A 20,211-nucleotide genomic window follows, 5' to 3' on the forward strand; every position below is an offset into this window, starting at 1 on the left:
TGAATCGATGAAAATTACTTTCTTGCATGTCATAAACGGGGTTGGCGTGTGAATAAAAATTGTTAACGAAAGAACTAAAAGTACCTCTTATAATCCGTTTCACGTACCAAGGGATGTTCAGGGGGCTGGTAAATATAACGATGGTGCTAACTTGCTCCGTCATAAGCGAAAAAAGGATAGATCCTGAAATTTAAATCTAAAGCTTCTAAGCGTTTCTATCCCTCTTTAATTTTTGTCTGTAGAAAAAATTGGTTATTTCATTTTTTAAAATTTTTCTTTTACAGATTAGTAAATGATCGCTAGAGATACAAAAGTCTCCATTAGAAAACATTTTTATGAATAGGGAAGGTTATTTAAATCTAAAAGAATTGGGAAGTGCTACGGAAATGGCTTTTTTCATAACAGTAGGTAATGCTTCTTCGGCAAGATGTTGAATGTTACACCACCAACCATTTTCACAATTCATTTCATGAACATCTTCGGTATAGTAAACATCAAGTTTTAGAGAAAAGTGAGTAAAAACATGCGTAATTTGTCCTTTGAATTGCCAATTGGCAGTAAAGGGTGCGTTTTGTAGCCCATTTTCGTTGTTTATGCCAATATTGTTAGGAATTTGGGTCATTCCACCAAGGAGCTTTTGCGTCTGTCGTTTTTCCAAATAAATTTGTTTCTTTTTATTAAGGACCACAAAAGCAATACCTGTTTTTGAAGGGCGTTCTTTTTTAGGGGCTTTAACTGGAAAAGACTCCGGTTGTTGCATCTTTTCTGCTTTGCATAAACATTGAAGAGGGCAGGTATAACAAGATGGTTTGCGTGGAGTACAAATTGTTGCTCCCAAATCCATCATTGCTTGAGCAAAGTCACCAGGACGATTTAAAGCAGTAATTTTTTGTGTTTTTTCTTTAATTTCAACTTTTGCTTTTTGCAGTATTGAAGTGATAGCAAAAAGTCGCGCTACCACACGTTCGACATTACCATCAACCACTGCTACAGGGTGGTTAAAAGCAATCGCAGCAATGGCTGCGGCAGTATAATCTCCAATACCGGCTAGAGTTCGCAATTCTTTTACAGATTGTGGAAATTGTCCCGCGTAGTTTTCAACAAGCTGTCGCGCACATTTTTTAAGATTACGTGCGCGTGAATAATAACCAAGTCCAGCCCATGCTTTCATGATATCATCTTGGGAGGCTTTTGCTAAAGAGGAAAGATCAGGCCATAGTTTTAGAAACTTTTTAAAATAAGGCTTAACTGTTTCAACGGTTGTTTGTTGAAGCATGATTTCAGAAAGCCAAACTTGATAAGGATCAGGACGGATACCTTGTTTTTGCTTTTCGGGGGTAATCCGCCATGGAAGATGTCTGTGATTTTGATCGTACCAAGCAAGGAGGTGCGAAGAAATTTCATACATGATTGCTTTCAAGCATAGGGAGATATAAAATGCAAAAGAAAAAATTATTTATTTTGTAATTCATGTTTTTTGCTCTTTTATTGTCAAGGCTCTGGTGAGAAAAGGCTTTTTATTTTGTTGATATTTCATAAATTGAGGAGGCAACAATTTTTAGATGAAACAAATGATTTTAATTTAGTAAGCGCTTGAACAATGATCTAAAAATGAGAAAACAACTTAAAAAACGTATCTTTTATTCTCTTTCTGAGGCGGTATACAAAATACTTGATCCAGTTTTACGCAAACGGACAGGGCTTAATGTAGCGCTTATAGAACATTGGCCACAGATTGCAGGCTATGATATCAGTGAACATACAATGCCGCTTAAAATTATTTGGAAACGTCGTGCAGATCAAGATGAAGTTTTTCAGCCAGCAACACTTGTTGTCGCATGTGAAGGATTTGCTGCGTTAAAATTGATGCATGAAACAGAGGAATTACTTCATAGAATTAACGGATTTTTTGGCTATATTGCTATTGATCGCATCAAGATTGAGCAAAGGAGTATGTCGGTTTTTATGAATCACTTGCCTCTAAAACCGCCTTTGAGTGAACAAGACAAAAAATACGTGGAAAAAATGCTTGAAGGAATTGAAGATAAAAGTTTGCACCAAGCACTTTACCAACTTGGCTGTTGCATTTTTTTGGAAAAAAATAATAAATAGAAAGATATTTTATATATTTTTCTTTAATATATGAGAAAGCATTGGATTCCTATTCGTTAATAACAACAGAAAAGTATTATTTATGGTAAAATATCGTTCTTTTTTATCTTTCGGGATAATTTTTCTCTTCATAACGATTGTACAAAACAGTGTAACAGTTGCTTTAGCGCGTGATCCCAAATCAGTGGCAACTGTTGATATGGCAGAGCTTCTCCAATCGGGTAAAGTAAAGGATCGCTTTGAGGGAGAGGCGGATGCACCAGTCGTCATTGTTGAGTATGCTTCGTTGACATGTACCCATTGTGCGCATTTTTATAATGATATACTTCCCCAAATTCGTAAAAAATATATCAAAACAGGAAAAGTAAAACTTATTTTCCGAGAATATGCTTTTGATCCTCGGGCAACAGCAGGTTTTATGTTGGCACGGTGTGCACCGGAAGATCGCTATTTTCCTTTGATAGAAGTTTTATTTCAAAAACAAAATGAATGGGCTTTCGGAAAAAATGCTCTAACACCATTGAAGAAAATTGGCTTAATGGCTGGTTTTACAGATGAAAGTTTTACTGCGTGTTTGAAAAATCAGTCCATTTTAGATGAAGTAAATGCATCTTTTGAACGCGGTAAAGAGCTTGGTGTCACAGCAACACCTACTTTCTTTATTAATGGTAGTAAATATGAAGGTGCCATGAAAGTAGAAGAATTTTTTTCGGTGATTGATAGTTTTCTAAAAAACTGAATCTTAATCTTCCAGAAGATGGATAGTGATACTTTTGGTCATTATCTCTTTTGGAAGGATTAATATTATGCATTTATGAAGCGATATCGTTGAGCCAATTTTGAATCAAATCATTGCTTTTAAGTGAGCCTGGGTTGAATGATGTTTTGAAGCTGATATGGGAGGATTTGTACAGTGAAAAAATGGGTTTATAGTTTTGGAGATGGAAAGGCAGAAGGAAGTGCAAGTGAGCGTAACCTTCTTGGAGGTAAAGGGGCTAATTTGGCAGAAATGAGTAATCTTGGTTTGCCCGTACCACCCGGATTTACCCTGACAACAGAAGTTTGTAATTTTTATTATGCCCATGACAAATCATATCCAGAAGAGCTACAGGAATCTGTTAAGCAAGCACTAAGATACGTTGCTGAACAAACAGGACGTGAATTTGGGAATGAACAAAGACCACTTTTGCTGTCTGTTCGTTCAGGGGCTAGGGCTTCTATGCCAGGGATGATGGATACAGTGCTAAACCTTGGCATGAATGATAAAACTGTAAAAGCAATTGCTTTACAAGCCAATAATGAACGTTTTGCTTATGATAGTTATCGGCGTTTTATCCAAATGTATTCTAACGTTGTTTTGGGGCTAGACCATTCGTATTTTGAAGAGATTCTTGATGAAGTAAAAGCATGCAATGGTTACACTATTGATACAGAAATGACAGCAGATGATTGGAAGAATGTTATTATTTCTTATAAAGCCTATGTTGAAGAAAAATTAGGAACCCCTTTTCCACAAGATCCTGAACAACAGTTATGGGGGGCGATTGGAGCCGTTTTTTCAAGTTGGATGACAGCACGTGCAGTTACTTATCGCCGTTTACATAGCATTCCTGAAAGTTGGGGAACGGCAGTTAATGTGCAAGCTATGGTTTTTGGTAACATGGGAGAAGATTCGGCAACGGGCGTTGCTTTTACACGAAATCCATCGACAGGGAAAAAAGAACTTTATGGTGAGTTTTTAGTTAATGCGCAAGGGGAAGATGTTGTGGCGGGCATTCGAACACCTCAAAATATTACAGAAAATGCGCGTATTGTTGCTGGTTCAAATAGACCGTCGTTAGAAAAAATTATGCCTGAGGCTTTTTTGAAATTATGTCAGATTGCGCAGAATCTTGAGCAGCATTATCGGGATATGCAAGATCTCGAATTTACCATTGAAAAAGGTAAATTATGGATGCTTCAGACTCGTTCAGGAAAACGCACGGCTCGTGCGGCTCTCAAGATGGCGATTGAAATGGTTGAGGAGGGGTTAATAAACCGTGAAGAGGCTGTGATGCGTATTGATGCAAAGTCGCTTGACCAACTTTTGCATCCAACACTTGATCCCAAAGCAGAACGTTTTGTTATAGGACGTGGTTTACCTGCTTCTCCTGGAGCCGCAACTGGTGAAATTGTTTTTACTTCAGAAGAGGCAGAAACTGTGTCGGCGGAAGGTCGCAAAGTTATTTTGGTCCGAGTAGAAACAAGCCCAGAAGATATTCATGGTATGCATGCTGCAGAAGGAATTTTAACAACGCGTGGCGGTATGACAAGTCATGCTGCTGTTGTTGCGCGGGGGATGGGAAAACCATGTATTTCTGGTGCTGGCAGTGTGCGGATTGATTATAACACAAATACGTTGTTTGCCTCAGGAGAAAGCCTAAAAAAAGGTGATGTTATCACAATTGATGGTGGAAGTGGAGAAATTTTCAAAGGGAAAGTTGCAATGTTGCAGCCTCAGCTTTGCGGAGACTTTGCAAAATTAATGGAATGGGCTGATGGGATGCGACGTATAAGAGTTCGCGCTAATGCTGATACACCATCTGATGCCCGTATGGGGCGCTCTTTTGGGGCTGAAGGTATAGGTCTTTGCCGTACGGAGCATATGTTTTTTTCTGATGAACGTATCGTTGCCATGCGTGAAATGATTTTAAGTCATGATGAAAGTGGTCGTCGTAAAGCACTAGATAAGCTTTTGCCAATGCAGCGTTCAGATTTTAGTGAATTATTTGAAATTATGTGTGGTTTACCTGTTACTATCCGCTTGCTAGATCCACCATTACATGAATTTTTGCCTAAAACGAAAGCAGAAATTCTTGATGTTGCAACAGCTATGGGTGTTTCTGCTGAAGTGCTTGCTGAACGCACTCAGCAGTTGCACGAATTTAATCCTATGCTTGGATTACGAGGATGCCGTTTAGCTATTACTTATCCTGAAATTGCAGAAATGCAAGCGCGGGCGATTTTTGAAGCAGCAGCAGAAGCTGCCCAAAAATCTGGATCTCCTGTTATGCTTGAAATTATGGTGCCACTGGTTGCGCTTAAATCTGAACTCGATTTTGTGAAAGCGCGTATTGATCAGGTTGCTGAGGAAGTGATGAAAGAAAAGGGAAGCACTATTCAATATATGGTTGGGACGATGATTGAACTTCCAAGAGCGGCGCTTCGAGCAGATGAAATTGCTGAAACTGCTGAATTTTTTTCATTTGGAACAAACGATTTGACACAAACTACTTTTGGGATTTCCCGTGATGATGCAGCTCCTTTTTTGGCAACCTATTTTCAAAAAGGTCTTTTAGAGCAAGATCCTTTTGTGTCTATTGACCGTGATGGAGTAGGGGAACTTATTACCATTGCTGCACAGCGTGGACGCTCAAAGCGTGCAAAAATAAAATTGGGAATTTGCGGTGAACATGGAGGCGATCCTGCCTCTATTGCTTTATGCGAAGAAAATAACTTGGATTATGTTTCGTGTTCTCCTTTTCGAGTGCCAATTGCTCGTTTAGCAGCAGCTCAGGCCGCAATAGCAAAAAGGATGTAATGGGTTAATATTTTTTGTTGTATCGTTATTACTGAAATAAATTTTTATATATTCTTTTATTTTCTTTAATAAAGGGAATAAAAATGCTTCTAAAATGCACGATAAGTTGTGTTACGCGAGAAAGTGTTTTTTTAGAGGTTTATGAAAGAAAATATAAAGCACAGGATAGACAAAGATGTATTATTAATGCACTTTTTATTGGCGAACCTCTTGATAGAGAGAAACGTGTTATTGTGCAGTCAATTTACGCGTTTGCTTTTTTATAGGGGAATGAGCTCCTCACGCAAAATAGAATGCTCCAAACAAATGCATTTTTTTTGCGCATCATGCTGTTTGAGATAGACATTTCTCAATGGATGCCCCATTTTACATTGATATTCGTGGAATGGGGATTATGTAAAACTCCCCGTAAGTTTATAAAAATCTTCCCAAAATTTATAAACTCCATTATGCACTCCCATCTTTACATTTATAAAGGAATATCAAAGTTACACAATCTATTGATTTATAAAGATAATTTTTTATTTCTCATATTGAATGAAAGCTGTAAATATCATAAGATCTTCTTATTTCGACTTCTTTTATAATGAATCAATCAAAACCATGTTTTTTGTATGTTACAGGCGGGATGAGCGTCTGTAGGTAAAAAAATAAAGCAAGGATATGCCTCTTATGAAACGTCTCAAGTGAGAGCTATCACAAATTGAAGGTAGGTACAGTGTGTAATGGTGCCGGCTTGCTTCTTCACAAGCGTAAAGATGATGTACGCTGTCGCGCAGTTGTTGTGGGAGGGGGCCTGCTATTATTATTCACGGGCGTTGTTGCAAAGTGGTTTTGGGTGCTTTAGAGATGTTTTTTAAGAAAGCCCGTGAATGGCAATCCAAGTATATTCCGTTTGGGACATTTTGTTTTAGGTGAGGGGGAGTGAGACCAAAAAGACATGTGATAAAGTAAGAGCATGAGGCAATAGGTAATTTCCGTTATTTTAAAGATATTGCTTTAGATGTCTTTGAAAGGCGTAAAGCTGAATTAAAAGGAAATGGCAAAGATGAAAAATGGTGTTTACCTTAAAATTTCATATTCTTCCCAAATTAGGCTGTTTTCCTGTTTTAAGAGATTATACAAACAGAGATGCGCAATATTCTTGCCTCCATTTGGCATATAAAAGCTATAACAGCTGAGAGAAGTACTAAACTGTCTTAACATTTTTTTCAAACATACTGCTGCGGTAAGTTTGGATGTTGATTTATAGACAATACTAAACGCACACGCTCTCTTAAGAAGACAATGTCATAAAACACATAACTTTCCAGCAATAGATTAGAGAGAAGGCCGGTTTTTTATCAGACACTTTGCAAAACAACAACCATAACACAATTAGCTTTACGTCTACTTATCCTTACAGGTGTTTGCACAAATTCTTTGCATCATATTTATAAAGATCAAATTGACGATAATATATGGACAATTCGTGGTTCGATAATATGAAAGGTTTACGTGATACTACAAAAATTTCGTGTCCTTTTATCATCAGAGGCAATAAAAATGCTAGAACAAGCGCGTTTGCTATTTTGCAATATTCTTTTTTCTGCAATCGGTTGTGGTTTTTTTGAAGCAAATTATACGGCTCAATATGTAATGTGTAAGAAAACCATTCTGATTGATTGAAAATAAGAGGGCTTGAGATGAAGGAATGTTTGAGGGGAGCATTAAACAAACGAAAGATGAATTATCATTATAAATTAAGAGATTATTATGATTAGCTTCAATTTAATAAACCAATTTCACGCATTTTCATTAAAATTGTGTGATTAATTTTACCTGTTACAGGAAGATCAAATATTTTTTGAAACTGTTTTAAGGCTTCTATCGTCTTTTGATCTTCTATTCCTGTGACAATAACCTCCTCATTCCCAAAAATATGTAAAGCTTTTTGCACTTGTATAATATCTTCAACAGAAGGCTCTGAAATAGCTTCTTTTAAGTGTGTCATATTTTTTGTATTGTTTGTTTCTATTTCGCTTTGCTTAATTAATATCGCGATTTCATCTGCTGCGGGATTAGATAGAACATTCTTTTGCATTCTCTGAGCAGTTTGCTGTTTCCACAAAGTGATGGCTCGGCGTGTTTTAGGTCCTTCCAGTCCATCTAATGGTCCATCATAAAGTCCTAATTTTGCTAGTTCTTTTTGCTTTTCCAGCATGCTTGCTGATTGAGAGGGTAAAGGTGAATTTGTGTACTTATGACTTTGAGAATGTACAGAAGTTACACGGGAGAGTTCTTGTGATTTTTCTTCTTTTTCCGATAAAGTAGAGCTCTTACCTATACTTTGAACAGAGGAAAATTTCATTTGAGTTAAAATATTTTGATGCGTTGTCATTTGCGAAAATAAAGCATTAAATGAAACAAATAAAAAACTAATGCTAAAAAGAAAAGATCCAACAAAAAATAAAGTATTTTTTCGTGTATAGAAATAAATAGTTTTTGCACTCCAAAAAATAAAATGAAAAATTATAAGAAGAAGTGTTATAACAATACTACTATAGTATTTACGGTGTTTTACAGTTTTTTTTCGGTAGGTCTTTCGTTTTGTTGCCATTACTTTTATTTTCAGTTGCGTTTATTTTTTACAAAGAAACAAATATAAATTAGGAAACGAATATGAAACAGTTTTTACTTCCAGCCAGAGAGAAGTGCATTGACATTATTGATTTTTCCTTTCAAACTCCTAGAATGAGCAGCTTCATTATATCAATTTATAAGTTGATAAATCAACAAGAGTTCTTATCAACGTTTATTCATTTTATTTTATACAAATCTTTAATGTGTATAAAGAGAGCACCAAATGATTAGCATTCAAGATCATTTTGGTGTTTGCAAACTACATTATCACATATAATTATCTAAACAATAATACCACGTTATTCTTCATTTTGGGGCATATGTTTGCCTATTATTTAAAATAAAATTGAAAATATTTGCCTATAACGCTAAAAAGATGACAATCATTATCTATTCTTTATAATTTACATATAGATGGTTACTTATCCATAAACGGTTTGGTAATAATAATTATCTCTTAATATTATTATATTTTGGTATAAATTCCTTCTATTAAATAATTTTCATAAGTATTAATTAAATTGATGTTTACAATGTTATAGAAAAAACTGGCTTGAGATGTAATCGTAAGAGATGCAATTGTTTTTTGATGTTTTTATCGACAGGTTGACCATTTTCATAACATTTCAGTAAAAATTTTATAGATAATATAAATATTTTATCGACACTAGAGTCAGAATAACAGAGTTTACTTTTTTTAGCCTTTTCAACTAAGCTAAGATGGTGGACTATTATTTAAAATAATTATGTACACAACACGATTATCTCTCTCATTTTTTATCATAGTATGTTCATTAACATGACCAGCTTGTAAGTGTATAATTTTGATGTTATTTTTTTACTGAATAGACAATGTATCCCATTTTATACAGCGGAATTGTGCCATATTTATAAAAAAGCCAATGATATAGATCCAATACATGAATACTCAATTTTATAAAAAACACATTTTATAAATTGTTTATAAAGCAACAGTGTATAAAATGCTCCTTTTATTGTATTTACCACTGCGGTACATTGATTGTCCATGATACGTTTTTTAATCAAATTATCATTTTTTTTATTTTTTATTTTTGTCATTATTTCATTTTTTGTAGCAGATCCAAGCAGTAACCATTCTTCTAGCCCCCAAAATAATGAGACAACAACGAGCGATGTGATTGTTGCTTTTAAGGAAGCCTTAAATGACTTAGGCGCATTTTGTGACCGTAATATAAAAACCTGCAAAGTAGGAAAATCCTTTTTAAGTTCACTTGGTGAGCGCGCATATTACGGTGCAAGAGCTGCTTATGAATATTTAGGGAACATATTAGGAAACAAAAATAATATCAGAGACTTCCCCTAATGTTTCTTACAAAATCGAAATACAAGAGTTCTTACAAAACCATGCAATGTTATCTTGAAATAAGGATTTTTAACGTTCTTCGTGTTATTTATGTTAGGAAGAATAAATATTTATTTTTTATAAGTGTATTCAAGAATGATTATTCAAACGAAACAGGACTAAAATAATGGCGGAAACAATCGGTAATATTATAGAGAACTTTTCGCTTTTGGATAATTGGGAAGATCGTTATCGTTATGTCATCGAGCTTGGCTATGAATTGCCACCTTTTCCAGAAAGCGCTCGAAACGATGCTCACAAAGTTCCTGGTTGTGTTAGCCAAGTGTGGCTTCTATCTTCACGTAATAACTCAAAAGATCCAATATTGACGTTTCAAGGTGATTCCGATGCTCATATTGTGCGTGGACTCATTTACATACTTCTTGCTTTTTATTCAGGCAAAAAAGCTTCTGAAATTCGCAATTCTGATGCTCAAGAGCTCTTTGAAAAACTTGGTTTAAATGAAAATCTTACACCACAACGATCAAATGGTTTGAAATCAATGATTAAACGGATTCGTAACGAAAGCTATATGTAATCCCCTTGGTAGAAATTGCTATATATACAAAAGCTTCACACAAAACATGTATACTAAAATCAACTTTATGCACGAAACCATTTTTTCGCAAAATAAGATTATTTAGTTTTTTTCCGTTTGCTTTTGCGTCCAAGCCCCATTTCTTTGGCCAAAGCCGATCGTGTTTTTGCATAATTAGGCGCCACCATAGGGTAAGAACTATCTAACTGCCATTTTTCACGATATTCCTCTGGCAACATTCCATAATGTGTCATGAGATGACGCTTTAGAGATTTAAACTTCTTTCCATCTTCAAGGCAAATGAGATAATCAGGAAATACTGAACGCTTCGGATTAACGGCAGGCCTTTGTTTTTCAACTTCGACTTCTGTTAACTCTAGATTCCCTGCTTTACGAAAAGCAGCATGGACATCAGCAATTAAACTTGGCACTTCAGTCGGTCGAATAGAATTATTACTCACGTAGGCAGCAACAATATCAGCAACCAATGTAATAACTAAATTGCTTTCAGTCTCTAAGACTGCACGATGTTCCATTCTTGTTTCCTTTAATTTAAAATTGAGTAATTCAAAATCGAGATATAGTGCATATACTCATGATATAAAGATCTCATGCACATGAGTTTCATATTGTACAAAAATCTTTTTTGTCAATTCAATTATTCTATAAAATTGCCAAAACACAAAAAAATCAAATAAATACCTATTTTTTGTCATAATATACAATAAGAAAAACGAAATTATTACATGCTAAAATATATTTTTACCCTATAACATATCATACATAATATATAATACATCACAAATATAAAAAAATATATGATAAAATTTATTTATTTTTTTTGAGAACGTAAAAATAAAATTACTAATTATAAAAATATAATATATAAATTATTATATTTTGTTTTGAATACTTATAGTTTAGTAAGTTTATGTTTAATAAGTTTTAAATTTGTTTTTATTATTTATATTTATAAAATTTAATAATAAAAAACATGATATATTATAAATATGACATAATAGTATTATTTATAATATAAAACTATTCATTAAAAGGAGATAGGACATTTTTATTTTTTATACAGTAATAATAATATTTTAGATATATTTATTCCTTTCTGTAAAATTATGCGATTATACTGTTTCAAAAAAAATCAATTCTTTTTCTAATAGTTTAATTGTTTTACCAGTCACTTTCATTATAAAAGTGGTGTTATATCCCTAGAAAACAATAGCTGTGATATGTAATGAACAGAAAGGTATTAGTTTTAAAAATTATCATGGTGCTATTTTTGCAAGTGAATAGAACTTATAGGTTTTTACACTTGCATCAATCATTGTGATTCTAGCATATAAACGAAGCTATTAACATATTTTAATATAGGATTGTGTATGACTCGCACTTTTGCAATTCCTCCCAAAGCATCTAGAATCACTCATAAGGAAATATATCATGGTATTTTTCGTGATGATCCCTATCATTGGCTACGTGCGTCTAACTGGCAAGATGTTTTTAAAGATCCTAACTGTCTTGATCCCAATATTCGACATTATCTTGAAAAAGAAAATGCTTATCAATCAGCTCAAATGGCTGATACAAAACCATTACGAGATTTGCTTTTTATCGAAATGAAAAACAGGATCCAAGAGAATGATAGTTCTGTTCCTATAAAACATGGCCCTTTTGCTTACGGATTCTCTTATGTTACCGGAGGCCAACAACCACATTATTTTCGGACACCAAGGAATGGCGGAGAAAAAAACGTGTACCTTAATGGTGATGTCTTGGCAGAAGGCAAAGAATATTTTAAATTTGGTTCAGTTCAAGAATCTCCTGACCATACACATGTGGTATGGACCTATGATGACAAAGGATCAGAGTTCTATACAGCTAAAATTCGTAATTTTGAGACATTGTCTGACTGTACGGACATAATTACTGATACATCTGGTCAAATTGTATGGGATGCTAGATCTGAAGGTTTTTTCTATACTAAGATGGATAAAAACCACCGACCTTCAGAGCTCTATTATCACCAATTAAACACAGATCAATCACAAGATAAGCTTATTTTTCGTGAAGACAATCCAGGTTTTTTCTTAGATGTAAGCGGTTCTAAGCTTAATGATGTTATTTATATTAATATTCATGATCATGAAACATCCGAGATCTGGTTAATTCCTGCTGAGGCGCCTTTTACTGTTCCCCAATGTGTACGGAAACGACAAAAAGGTATTGAATATTTACTTACAGAGGGTGGTGATGTCTTTTATATTCTAACCAATTTAGATAATGCAAAAGATTTCAAAATTATGGTAGCGCCATATACATCTCCACAATCAGAAAATTGGTCTGAGTTTGTTCCACATCAGCTTGGGTGCCTAATATTATCCCATGATGCTTATCAAGATTTTCTTGTCTGGATCGAACGTTTTGAGGGGCTTCCACGTATAAAAGTAATGGAACGTACCACTAAACAAGTTAATTCCATCGCTTTTACTGAAGAGGCTTATTCTTTAGGTCTGCAAGGAGTTGCAGAATATAACAGTCCAACTATTCGTTTTTCCTATTCGTCTATGACAACACCTGATCAAGTGTTTGATTATGAGATGAAAAGTTGTAAACGGATGCTTTTAAAAACGCAAATAATTCCCTCTGGGCATAATAAAGATGCATATATAACACGACGTATTACAGCAATAGCAGACGATGGTGAGAAGATTCCTATTTCACTTTTTTATCACAAAAATACTCCCCTTGATGGTGGTGCGCCTTGTCTGCTTTACGGTTATGGTGCTTATGGGATCTCTATACCTGCCAGTTTCAATAGTAATGTACTTTCTCTAGTAAACAGAGGTTTTATTTACGCTATTGCTCATATTCGCGGAGGAAAAGAAAAGGGAGTAGAATGGTATGAGAAAGGAAAACATCTCTTTAAGTACAATACATTTACAGATTTTATTGCTTGTGGGCGTTACCTTGTAAACAATAAATTCACTTCTCACGACCGGCTGATTGCTCATGGTGGTTCAGCAGGGGGGATGTTGATGGGAGCCATTGCCAATATAGCTCCACAGGATTTTGCTGGGATCGTAGCAAATGTGCCTTTTGTTGATGTCTTAGCGACAATGTTAGATGCTTCATTGCCACTCACTCCTCCAGAATGGGCCGAATGGGGGAATCCTCTTGAATCAGAAGAAGATTATAAGCTTATTGCTTCCTATTCCCCTTACGATAATGTCAAAGCTCAAAACTATCCCCCTATACTTGTGATGGCAGGATTAACAGATCCTCGTGTAACTTACTGGGAGCCTGCAAAATGGGTGGCAAAATTACGAGACCTAAAAACAGACGATAATGCAATTTTATTACGTATTAATATGGATTCAGGGCACGCTGGTGCAGCTGGACGTTTTTCAAAGCTAGAAGAAGTTGCCTATATCTATGCATATATTCTAAAGATAGCAGGAAAAGACTTTTGCTAATCCATAATACCTCTGTATGAAAGTCTCCGATAATTTATTGGATTATAGGGACTTTCATACACTAAAAAATTATTGAGACAGTTTAAAATTCACATTCTTCATAAAGTTTCAAAACATAGTCCCAATTAATTAAATGGTCTACAAAGGCTTCGAGGTACTTCGGTCGAGTATTGCGATAATCAATGTAATAGGAATGTTCCCACACATCGACACCCAAAATAGGTCGAGCATTGTGCACTAAGGGATTTTCGCCATTAGGCGTTTTCATAATTTCAAGCTTGCCATTTTTAACAGCAACCCACGCCCATCCAGAACCAAATTGGGCACTAGCAGCAGCAATAAAATCAGCGCGGAATTTGTCGTAACCACCTAGATCAGCGTCAATAGCTTTTGCTAACTTTTCAGGAAGTTTTTGGCCACCACCATTTTTTTTCATCCAAAGCCAAAAGTGGTTATGATTGTAATACTGCGCTGCATTATTAAACAAACCAATATTTTTTCCAAAACTTTTTTTAACAATATCTTCAAGGCTTTCATTTTCTAAGCCTAACTCTTTCACAAAATTATTGGTGTTGGTAAGATAAGCGAGGTGATGCTTATCATGATGATATTCAAGCGTTTCGCGTGACATATAAGGCGAAAGGGCATCGTAATCATAAGGCAATGGGGGCAATTCAAAAGCCATTTAAAAATCTCCTCGATTCTAATTGTTAAGCTTATTTCATAAGCCTAATTTGCCATTTACCGCATTTAAAAGCAAATGTTGAATACCTAGTTTGTATGAAATAGTTTTAATGTCTCTCTTTTTGTAAAAGAAGCTTTTAGGAAATGTATATTCATCAATCAAAAAGGGTATTGGTCTACATCAAGATTGCTTCTGAAGATTTTTTACATCTATGAGTGGGTAATAAATATCATTATCGTTTGAATAAAAAGTAAATGGAAATAGCTATTATTCCTTGTTTTTGTATCTCTATTTTTTCAAATACCATATAAAATGTTTTTAATTTTTGCAAAACTCTTCCAGTTTATTGGTGTATCATAATGTTTTCAACAGAATAATAAGTGTTATTTTTTAGGAAATATTTTTCAATGTGCTTGATTTTATTTTATGGTGCTACCCATGAATAATATAATGTAAAAATTAGTGGACATTACCATCTTTATGCTTAATGCAAGAGCACAGCAGCACTATCATACACTTACCGGTTGCCAATGTGGTGACAGCTTTTATCTTAATTGAGCAAGATGAGATTTTAGATATCAAGAAAAGTAAATCATATGCAAATTTATTAGAATGAGTAAACTGCAAGATTTTCATTTTCTGTTCCTAGAAAATCAATACAAAGAGCAAAATAATTGATGGATAAATGGTTCCTTCTTATGTTAAAATCACAACTGTATATCAGTTTCTGCTACGAATTTGTATCGATGGCAATGCCATACAAGACTCAGAAATTTTATGATAAAAAAGTAAGGTCTTTGATTTTCAGATATTGCGTCCAATCACAGGAATCGCTATAAGGTGCAAGAGTCGCTATAGAGCGTGTCTTTTTGGGGTATAGCCAAGCGGTAAGGCACCGGTTTTTGGTACCGGCATTCCCTGGTTCGAATCCAGGTACCCCAGCCAATTCTGGTAAAATGTTAATCAAAGTTCAGCTTGAGAGTGGATTAGCCCTCTTAACCATCTATTGCTATTCATAGCAAGTCTGGTAAGCTGAAAAGTACCTATTTGTAGCGGGTTAGCTCTAAATATGGTAAGGTTCTCTTGCTATAGCTATCGCTCAAAGAACTCTTTTAAAAGATTCTTTTCTATAAGACGAGGGGTAAATGATTTATGCGCACTTGCTTTAGAAAAACTATTTGGCTGGATTTTGCGCTCTATAGCAACACCAGCGTGCAATTTTTCGTATTCCACCATCTTCATTACGTCGTACAGCATAACAATAACGCTGATCAGGAAATATATTTCGTTGCATATCGCGTACAATATGAGCAGTATGGCCATAGGGTGCTACACAATCAATAAACCATACGTATTTTCCATTCTGCCAATTGACATCGGGTAAAAGCTCTCCCTTTTCAAGCATAGATTGATGATTTTTCTCATCTAAAAAAGCCCAAGTGATAAAGGCACAAAATTCTCCACGTTCATTTTTATAGAGTTTGTATTGCCCAGTCTGTAAGGCGGGTCCTATGTTGCGTTCAATATCCCAGATTCGCCAGCGGCGGTATAAGGGAGATGTAAGCATTAAAACAACCATGGCACCCAAAGCCGTAAGAGGATCTATGAGTGATGGTGATGGATTTTCATTTACAGACATCATCTTTCCTTTAGAGATTGTTCTAAAATTTTGGTGATAGGTTCAAAGAAATAAGAAATGAGACGTCGTTTTGAGGTAATGACATCCGTTGTTACAGTCATGCCAGGGATAAATTTAAGTTGTTTGTTATTCAAAGTGATGTGATCTTGGTCAATTTTGATTAAAACAGCGTAGACACCATTAATTTCTTTATTATAGCGCGCTGTAGCGCCTACATTAACGACTGTACCGTGGATAACACCGAAACGTTCAGGAGGAAAGGCAGAAAACTTGATGTAAGCACGTTGGCCCTTTTCTAAAAAACCAATATCTCGATTATCAAAAAATGCTTCAATAATGAGACCACCCGCACCAGGGACAATGCGCATGAGAGTTTTACCAGCCTCTACAAAGCCGCCCAAAGTATGGATACTTAAATCATCGATACGTCCATCAACAGGTGCATAGAGTGATAAGTGGTCAAGATGGTATTGAGTGCTATCAAGCTTTGCTTTTAATCCTTGAAGATTCAGTTCTGTTTCACGCGAAAGTTGCCGATAGCGGGCGATTTCATCGGAAATGAGACTTTTCCGTTGTTGGCGGAGGGTGTTTATTTCGGCGGCATTTTCTTCCAAACGCCTTTGATTGGTTAAAATTTCATGCTCGACATTTTTAAAGTCATGTAAACGCTCTAAATAAACGGCTTGGCTAATGACTTTTGTTTCCATCAGGCTTTTTGCAGCTTTTAATTTTCCTTGGCTTAATTGACGATCATCTTCCAACCTATCTAATTGCGCATGTTGTGTTGCACCGCTGCGCTCGACGCGGTCCGCCTGTGCTTTTAGCGCTCTTAATTTATCTTGGAGAGATTGAAGGGTAGCGCTAATGAGTTTTTCCCCTTCTATTCTTGCAGTTTTATTGCCAGAAGGAGGAGCAGGCAGATAGGCAAGCCCTTTGGTTACAAAATCTTTATCCAAAGGATCACTTTCATGCAAAGCTGTTAAAATAGCTGTTGCGATTTGTGCTTGAAGGGTTTGTTGCGCGATATCTGCTTGAACACGTGCGCACTCATTGAGGGCTTCACGGGGATCTAATTGAATAAGGAGATCCCCTTGATGAACAAATTGCCCTTCTTTTACAAGGATTTTCTCAATGCGTCCTGTATTTTGCGCTTGGACCAGCTGAACGTAAGCGGTGGGAATAACACTTCCTTGCCCCCGTGCAACAATCTCTGTTTTTGCGATAAAGCTGCCGATCACAATAAAGAGAAATAAGGTGACCAAAACAGCAACAACCATATGAAGCGTTGGTGACAAAGGGCGCAAATAGGGAGCTTTATCTGCCATTTTTTGCCTCCAAATCAGTAAAGTTTAAGACGTTTGCATGCTGAGGAAAGAGGTCACTTTTGTGGGTAATAACAAGAACAATACGATCTTGTGAAAGTTTATATAAATGCTCAACAATTTGTGCACTGACAGTGTCATCCAATGCGGAAGTAGGTTCATCTAAAATAAGCAGGCTTGGGTTTATCAGAAAGAAACAAGCCAAAGCCAAGCGTTGGCGCTGACCACCTGATAAAAAACCACCTTGCTCTCCTACTTGAGTATTGAGTCCTAAAGGCAACTGAGCAATCAAATCATGGCAAGCACTAACATATAGTGCATCGTCGATTTCATCTTTAGTGGCATCTGGTTTAGCAAGAAGCATATTCTCAAGAATGGTTCCGGAAAAAAGGCAAGGATTTTGGGGAAAATACGCGATTGTGTCACGCACGCTACGGACATCAAAATTCTGTAAAGGTTGGGCGTTAATCAATATCTTTCCGCTTGTTGGGGGGTAGAGTCCACAAAGGAGCTTCGCCAAGGTTGTTTTTCCGCACCCTGAAGGACCAAGTAACATAATTGGTTGCCCAGGTTGTAAACAGATATCAAGATGGTTGATAATTGGCTTTTCTCCATAAGAAAAACAGGTATCTTTAGCTTCAAGATAAGGCGTTGTGATAAGCTGAAAGGGAGGCTTTTCCTCTTCCCATTCTGATGGGGAGTTAAGAATATCGCCCAAACGCAGGCGAGAGATTTTTAAATGTTGCCATTCTTCCCATAGAGACGCAAGACTTAAGATAGGACCGGAAACATTACCGGCGAGGAGATGAAAAGCAATAAGTTGCCCTAATGTGATTTGATTTTGAAGAACTGCCTGAGCACCAAAAAAGATAATAAAAATAGTGAAAAGATCACCAAAAATGTGCCCCATAGCTCCATTCAGGAGATGTAATTTGCTGGTTGTGAGGCTTTGATCAAGACTACGAGCTAAAGTTTCTTGCATGCGTATGGTATGGATTGGCTCCTTTACATGCGCTTTGATGGCTTCAAGATTAGTAAAACTTTCAATGAGGCGTGATTGATGGGCTGCTTGCAGGGTGAAAGCACGGCGTAGTTGGCGACGTAAAAAGGGACCAACCAATGCTAAAGAACCCATTTGTAATGGTAAAACAATAAGAACGATAAAAGTAAGTTGCGGGCTGATAGAAAAAAGTGCTGCGAGATAAATGATGGCAAAAAGAACATTCAGGACAGTTGTTGTAATGGTTCCTGTTAAAAAACCGCGAATTGTATCAACTTCTCCAATACGTGAAAACAATTCCCCCATTTGCCAAGTGCGTAAAGTGGGCAAGGAAAGGCTTAACACATGGGTGTAAATGCGCCGTCCAAATTCTAGCGTAAGCCGATTGGCTAAATAGGCACCTAAGTAACCTGAAAGAGTGCTAAGAGCCGTGCTAAACAGCATGATAGCAACCATCAAGACAACGATAGCATAGAGACTTTCAATACGCTGAAAAGGGGGAATACGGTCGATAATCGCTTGAAAAATAAAAGGATTCACCAAGCCCAGCAAACGCAAAACAACAGCAACGCAACTGAGTTCGATGACATAATAAATATATTTCTTTGTTGTTATTGTAAACCAAGAGAAAAGGATACTAGTTTTTCTTGTGAATGTCTCATTTGAATTTATGATTTTATTTAAGAGAAAGAGCGATTGATGTCGCATATTTAAACAGTATTGTAAATAGTATTATATTAATACAAAATATATATCTTGTATTAATATAATATAAACATAATGTATTTATTATTTATACAGTATTTTTATTATTATTTTTACAAATTATATTTGACATTTGCTAAAATGAACAATAATCAAATTCCCACTGTATCGTTGTGATACAGTTATTTTTAATAATAAAAGGAGGATTTAAATGGGTAGTTCAAGCTCATCAAATGATTCAAGTAGTAACTCACATCCAAAAAGTTGGCTTTTTCCAGAAGATGATTATAGTACAGACGCTTATGCCCAAGCAGCAGGTACAGGCGGCATCATAGGAGACGTAATAGGAGGTATTGCTGGTGCAGTTGGAGGTTTTTTTTCTGGACCGGGAGGTGTCGGTTCTGGCTTTGTCAATGGAGCAATAGGAGGTGGACTAGCAGGAGCTGGTGACGCTGTGGTAGATAAATACAATGCATGCTATACGGCACCAAGTTGTGAAACAAGCGATTATGTTGAAGCAGCTGCCATACACGGAGGCATAGGACTAGCATCTGGTGCATTATTTGGTCCGGAAGGAGCAGCAATAGGCGGATTAGGAGGAGCGGCTGACGGTTTTATAGATAAGTACAATGAATGCCATCCGAATCCAAGTTGTGAAGTAAGCGATTATGTCGAAACAGCGGCCATAAAGGGAGGCGCAGGAGCATTAATTGGTTTATTAGGTGGTCCGGAAACAGCAGTAGCAGGCGGATTAGGAGGAGCTATTAGTGGTTTTATAGATAAGTACAATCAATGTCATCCGTAAAGTGGAGGGACACTGTTTCTAATTTATTTAGAAAATAGCTAGTAAGATATTTCTGAGATCAGTGATATTGTAAACATACTTTAAAGCTACGGCTAAACTGATTTCAGGGATATTTTTGTGTGTGATAATAGATATTTTATTTTGGATTTTTTGTTATGAATACTTTTACTGGCTCCTTAGTAACAGCAATTGGATTTGGATTTTGCATGTTTTTTTACAATAGATTTAAAGGTAAGAACTGGAGTATAAAAAGGACAATATTATCAACAATTATGTTTTTTATATTATATTATGCTGGAAATTTATTAGTTAAATATATGGGAATTTTATAAAG

13 protein-coding genes, 1 tRNA gene and 1 pseudogene are annotated in these 20,211 nt (G+C 35.9%); 8 read left to right on the top strand and 7 right to left on the bottom strand.

The window, feature by feature from the left end:
- Window positions 1–349: 349 nt before the first annotated feature.
- Complete coding sequence (gene mutY / locus ACFINY_RS00200; protein ID WP_375620664.1) at window positions 350–1,408, bottom strand: A/G-specific adenine glycosylase; 1,059 nt, start codon at window positions 1,406–1,408, stop codon at window positions 350–352.
- Window positions 1,409–1,611: 203 nt separating this feature from the next.
- On the opposite strand from mutY, the gene ACFINY_RS00205 reads away from it, so the two are divergent.
- From ACFINY_RS00205 to ppdK, 3 genes are all read left to right on the top strand, one after another.
- A complete protein-coding gene (locus ACFINY_RS00205; RefSeq protein ID WP_375611142.1) occupies window positions 1,612–2,112 on the top strand; it encodes a DUF721 domain-containing protein in 501 nt (166 codons plus the stop codon).
- Window positions 2,113–2,194: 82 nt separating this feature from the next.
- Complete coding sequence (locus ACFINY_RS00210; protein WP_375611143.1) at window positions 2,195–2,851, top strand: DsbA family protein; 657 nt, start codon at window positions 2,195–2,197, stop codon at window positions 2,849–2,851.
- 174 nt (window positions 2,852–3,025) lie between these two features.
- The gene (gene ppdK, locus ACFINY_RS00215) at window positions 3,026–5,692 is read left to right on the top strand and encodes a pyruvate, phosphate dikinase (protein WP_375611144.1); all 2,667 of its coding nucleotides are present in this window, start codon (window positions 3,026–3,028) and stop codon (window positions 5,690–5,692) included.
- Between the two features lie 1,765 nt (window positions 5,693–7,457).
- Here the strand turns inward: ppdK and ACFINY_RS00220 are convergent.
- Window positions 7,458–8,291, bottom strand: coding sequence for a peptidoglycan-binding domain-containing protein (locus ACFINY_RS00220; protein WP_375611145.1), 834 nt, complete (start codon window positions 8,289–8,291; stop codon window positions 7,458–7,460).
- A gap of 1,050 nt (window positions 8,292–9,341) precedes the next feature.
- Between ACFINY_RS00220 and ACFINY_RS00225 the strand changes: the two are divergent.
- Together ACFINY_RS00225 and ACFINY_RS00230 are read left to right on the top strand one after the other, a co-directional pair.
- Window positions 9,342–9,717, top strand: a pseudogene (locus tag ACFINY_RS00225) (DUF5330 domain-containing protein).
- A 108-nt stretch (window positions 9,718–9,825) separates the two neighbouring features.
- Window positions 9,826–10,236 carry a SufE family protein gene (locus tag ACFINY_RS00230; RefSeq protein ID WP_375611146.1) on the top strand — a complete coding sequence of 137 codons (411 nt, stop codon included), beginning with the start codon at window positions 9,826–9,828 and terminating at the stop codon, window positions 10,234–10,236.
- Window positions 10,237–10,334: 98 nt separating this feature from the next.
- Here ACFINY_RS00230 and ACFINY_RS00235 read toward each other — a convergent pair whose 3' ends face one another.
- The gene (locus tag ACFINY_RS00235) at window positions 10,335–10,772 is read right to left on the bottom strand and encodes a MucR family transcriptional regulator (protein WP_012754848.1); all 438 of its coding nucleotides are present in this window, start codon (window positions 10,770–10,772) and stop codon (window positions 10,335–10,337) included.
- 855 nt (window positions 10,773–11,627) lie between these two features.
- Between ACFINY_RS00235 and ACFINY_RS00240 the strand changes: the two genes are divergently transcribed.
- Window positions 11,628–13,721, top strand: a complete 2,094-nt coding sequence (locus ACFINY_RS00240) for a S9 family peptidase (RefSeq protein ID WP_375700746.1) — start codon at window positions 11,628–11,630, stop codon at window positions 13,719–13,721.
- 82 nt (window positions 13,722–13,803) lie between these two features.
- Here ACFINY_RS00240 and ACFINY_RS00245 read toward each other — a convergent pair whose 3' ends face one another.
- Window positions 13,804–14,406 carry a superoxide dismutase gene (locus tag ACFINY_RS00245; protein ID WP_273791618.1) on the bottom strand — a complete coding sequence of 201 codons (603 nt, stop codon included), beginning with the start codon at window positions 14,404–14,406 and terminating at the stop codon, window positions 13,804–13,806.
- A gap of 870 nt (window positions 14,407–15,276) precedes the next feature.
- Here ACFINY_RS00245 and ACFINY_RS00250 point away from each other — a divergent pair.
- Window positions 15,277–15,351, top strand: a tRNA-Gln gene (locus ACFINY_RS00250).
- A gap of 229 nt (window positions 15,352–15,580) precedes the next feature.
- Here the strand turns inward: ACFINY_RS00250 and ACFINY_RS00255 are convergent.
- Genes ACFINY_RS00255 through ACFINY_RS00265 form a run of 3 tightly spaced genes read right to left on the bottom strand, consistent with a single transcriptional unit; the run spans window position 15,581 to window position 19,075 of the window.
- Window positions 15,581–16,045, bottom strand: a complete 465-nt coding sequence (locus ACFINY_RS00255) for a toxin-activating lysine-acyltransferase (RefSeq protein ID WP_375637418.1) — start codon at window positions 16,043–16,045, stop codon at window positions 15,581–15,583.
- The gene (locus tag ACFINY_RS00260) at window positions 16,045–17,370 is read right to left on the bottom strand and encodes an HlyD family type I secretion periplasmic adaptor subunit (protein WP_375637417.1); all 1,326 of its coding nucleotides are present in this window, start codon (window positions 17,368–17,370) and stop codon (window positions 16,045–16,047) included. The genes ACFINY_RS00255 and ACFINY_RS00260 overlap by 1 nt, the downstream gene beginning before the upstream one ends.
- A complete protein-coding gene (locus ACFINY_RS00265) occupies window positions 17,360–19,075 on the bottom strand; it encodes a peptidase domain-containing ABC transporter (RefSeq protein ID WP_375700747.1) in 1,716 nt (571 codons plus the stop codon). The genes ACFINY_RS00260 and ACFINY_RS00265 overlap by 11 nt, the downstream gene beginning before the upstream one ends.
- A gap of 208 nt (window positions 19,076–19,283) precedes the next feature.
- Between ACFINY_RS00265 and ACFINY_RS00270 the strand changes: the two genes are divergently transcribed.
- A complete protein-coding gene (locus tag ACFINY_RS00270; protein ID WP_375700748.1) occupies window positions 19,284–19,877 on the top strand; it encodes a hypothetical protein in 594 nt (197 codons plus the stop codon).
- Window positions 19,878–20,211: the final 334 nt, after the last annotated feature.

The organism is Bartonella sp. AA23NXGY, assembly GCF_042197165.1.
In the GTDB taxonomy this organism is placed as follows: domain Bacteria; phylum Pseudomonadota; class Alphaproteobacteria; order Rhizobiales; family Rhizobiaceae; genus Bartonella.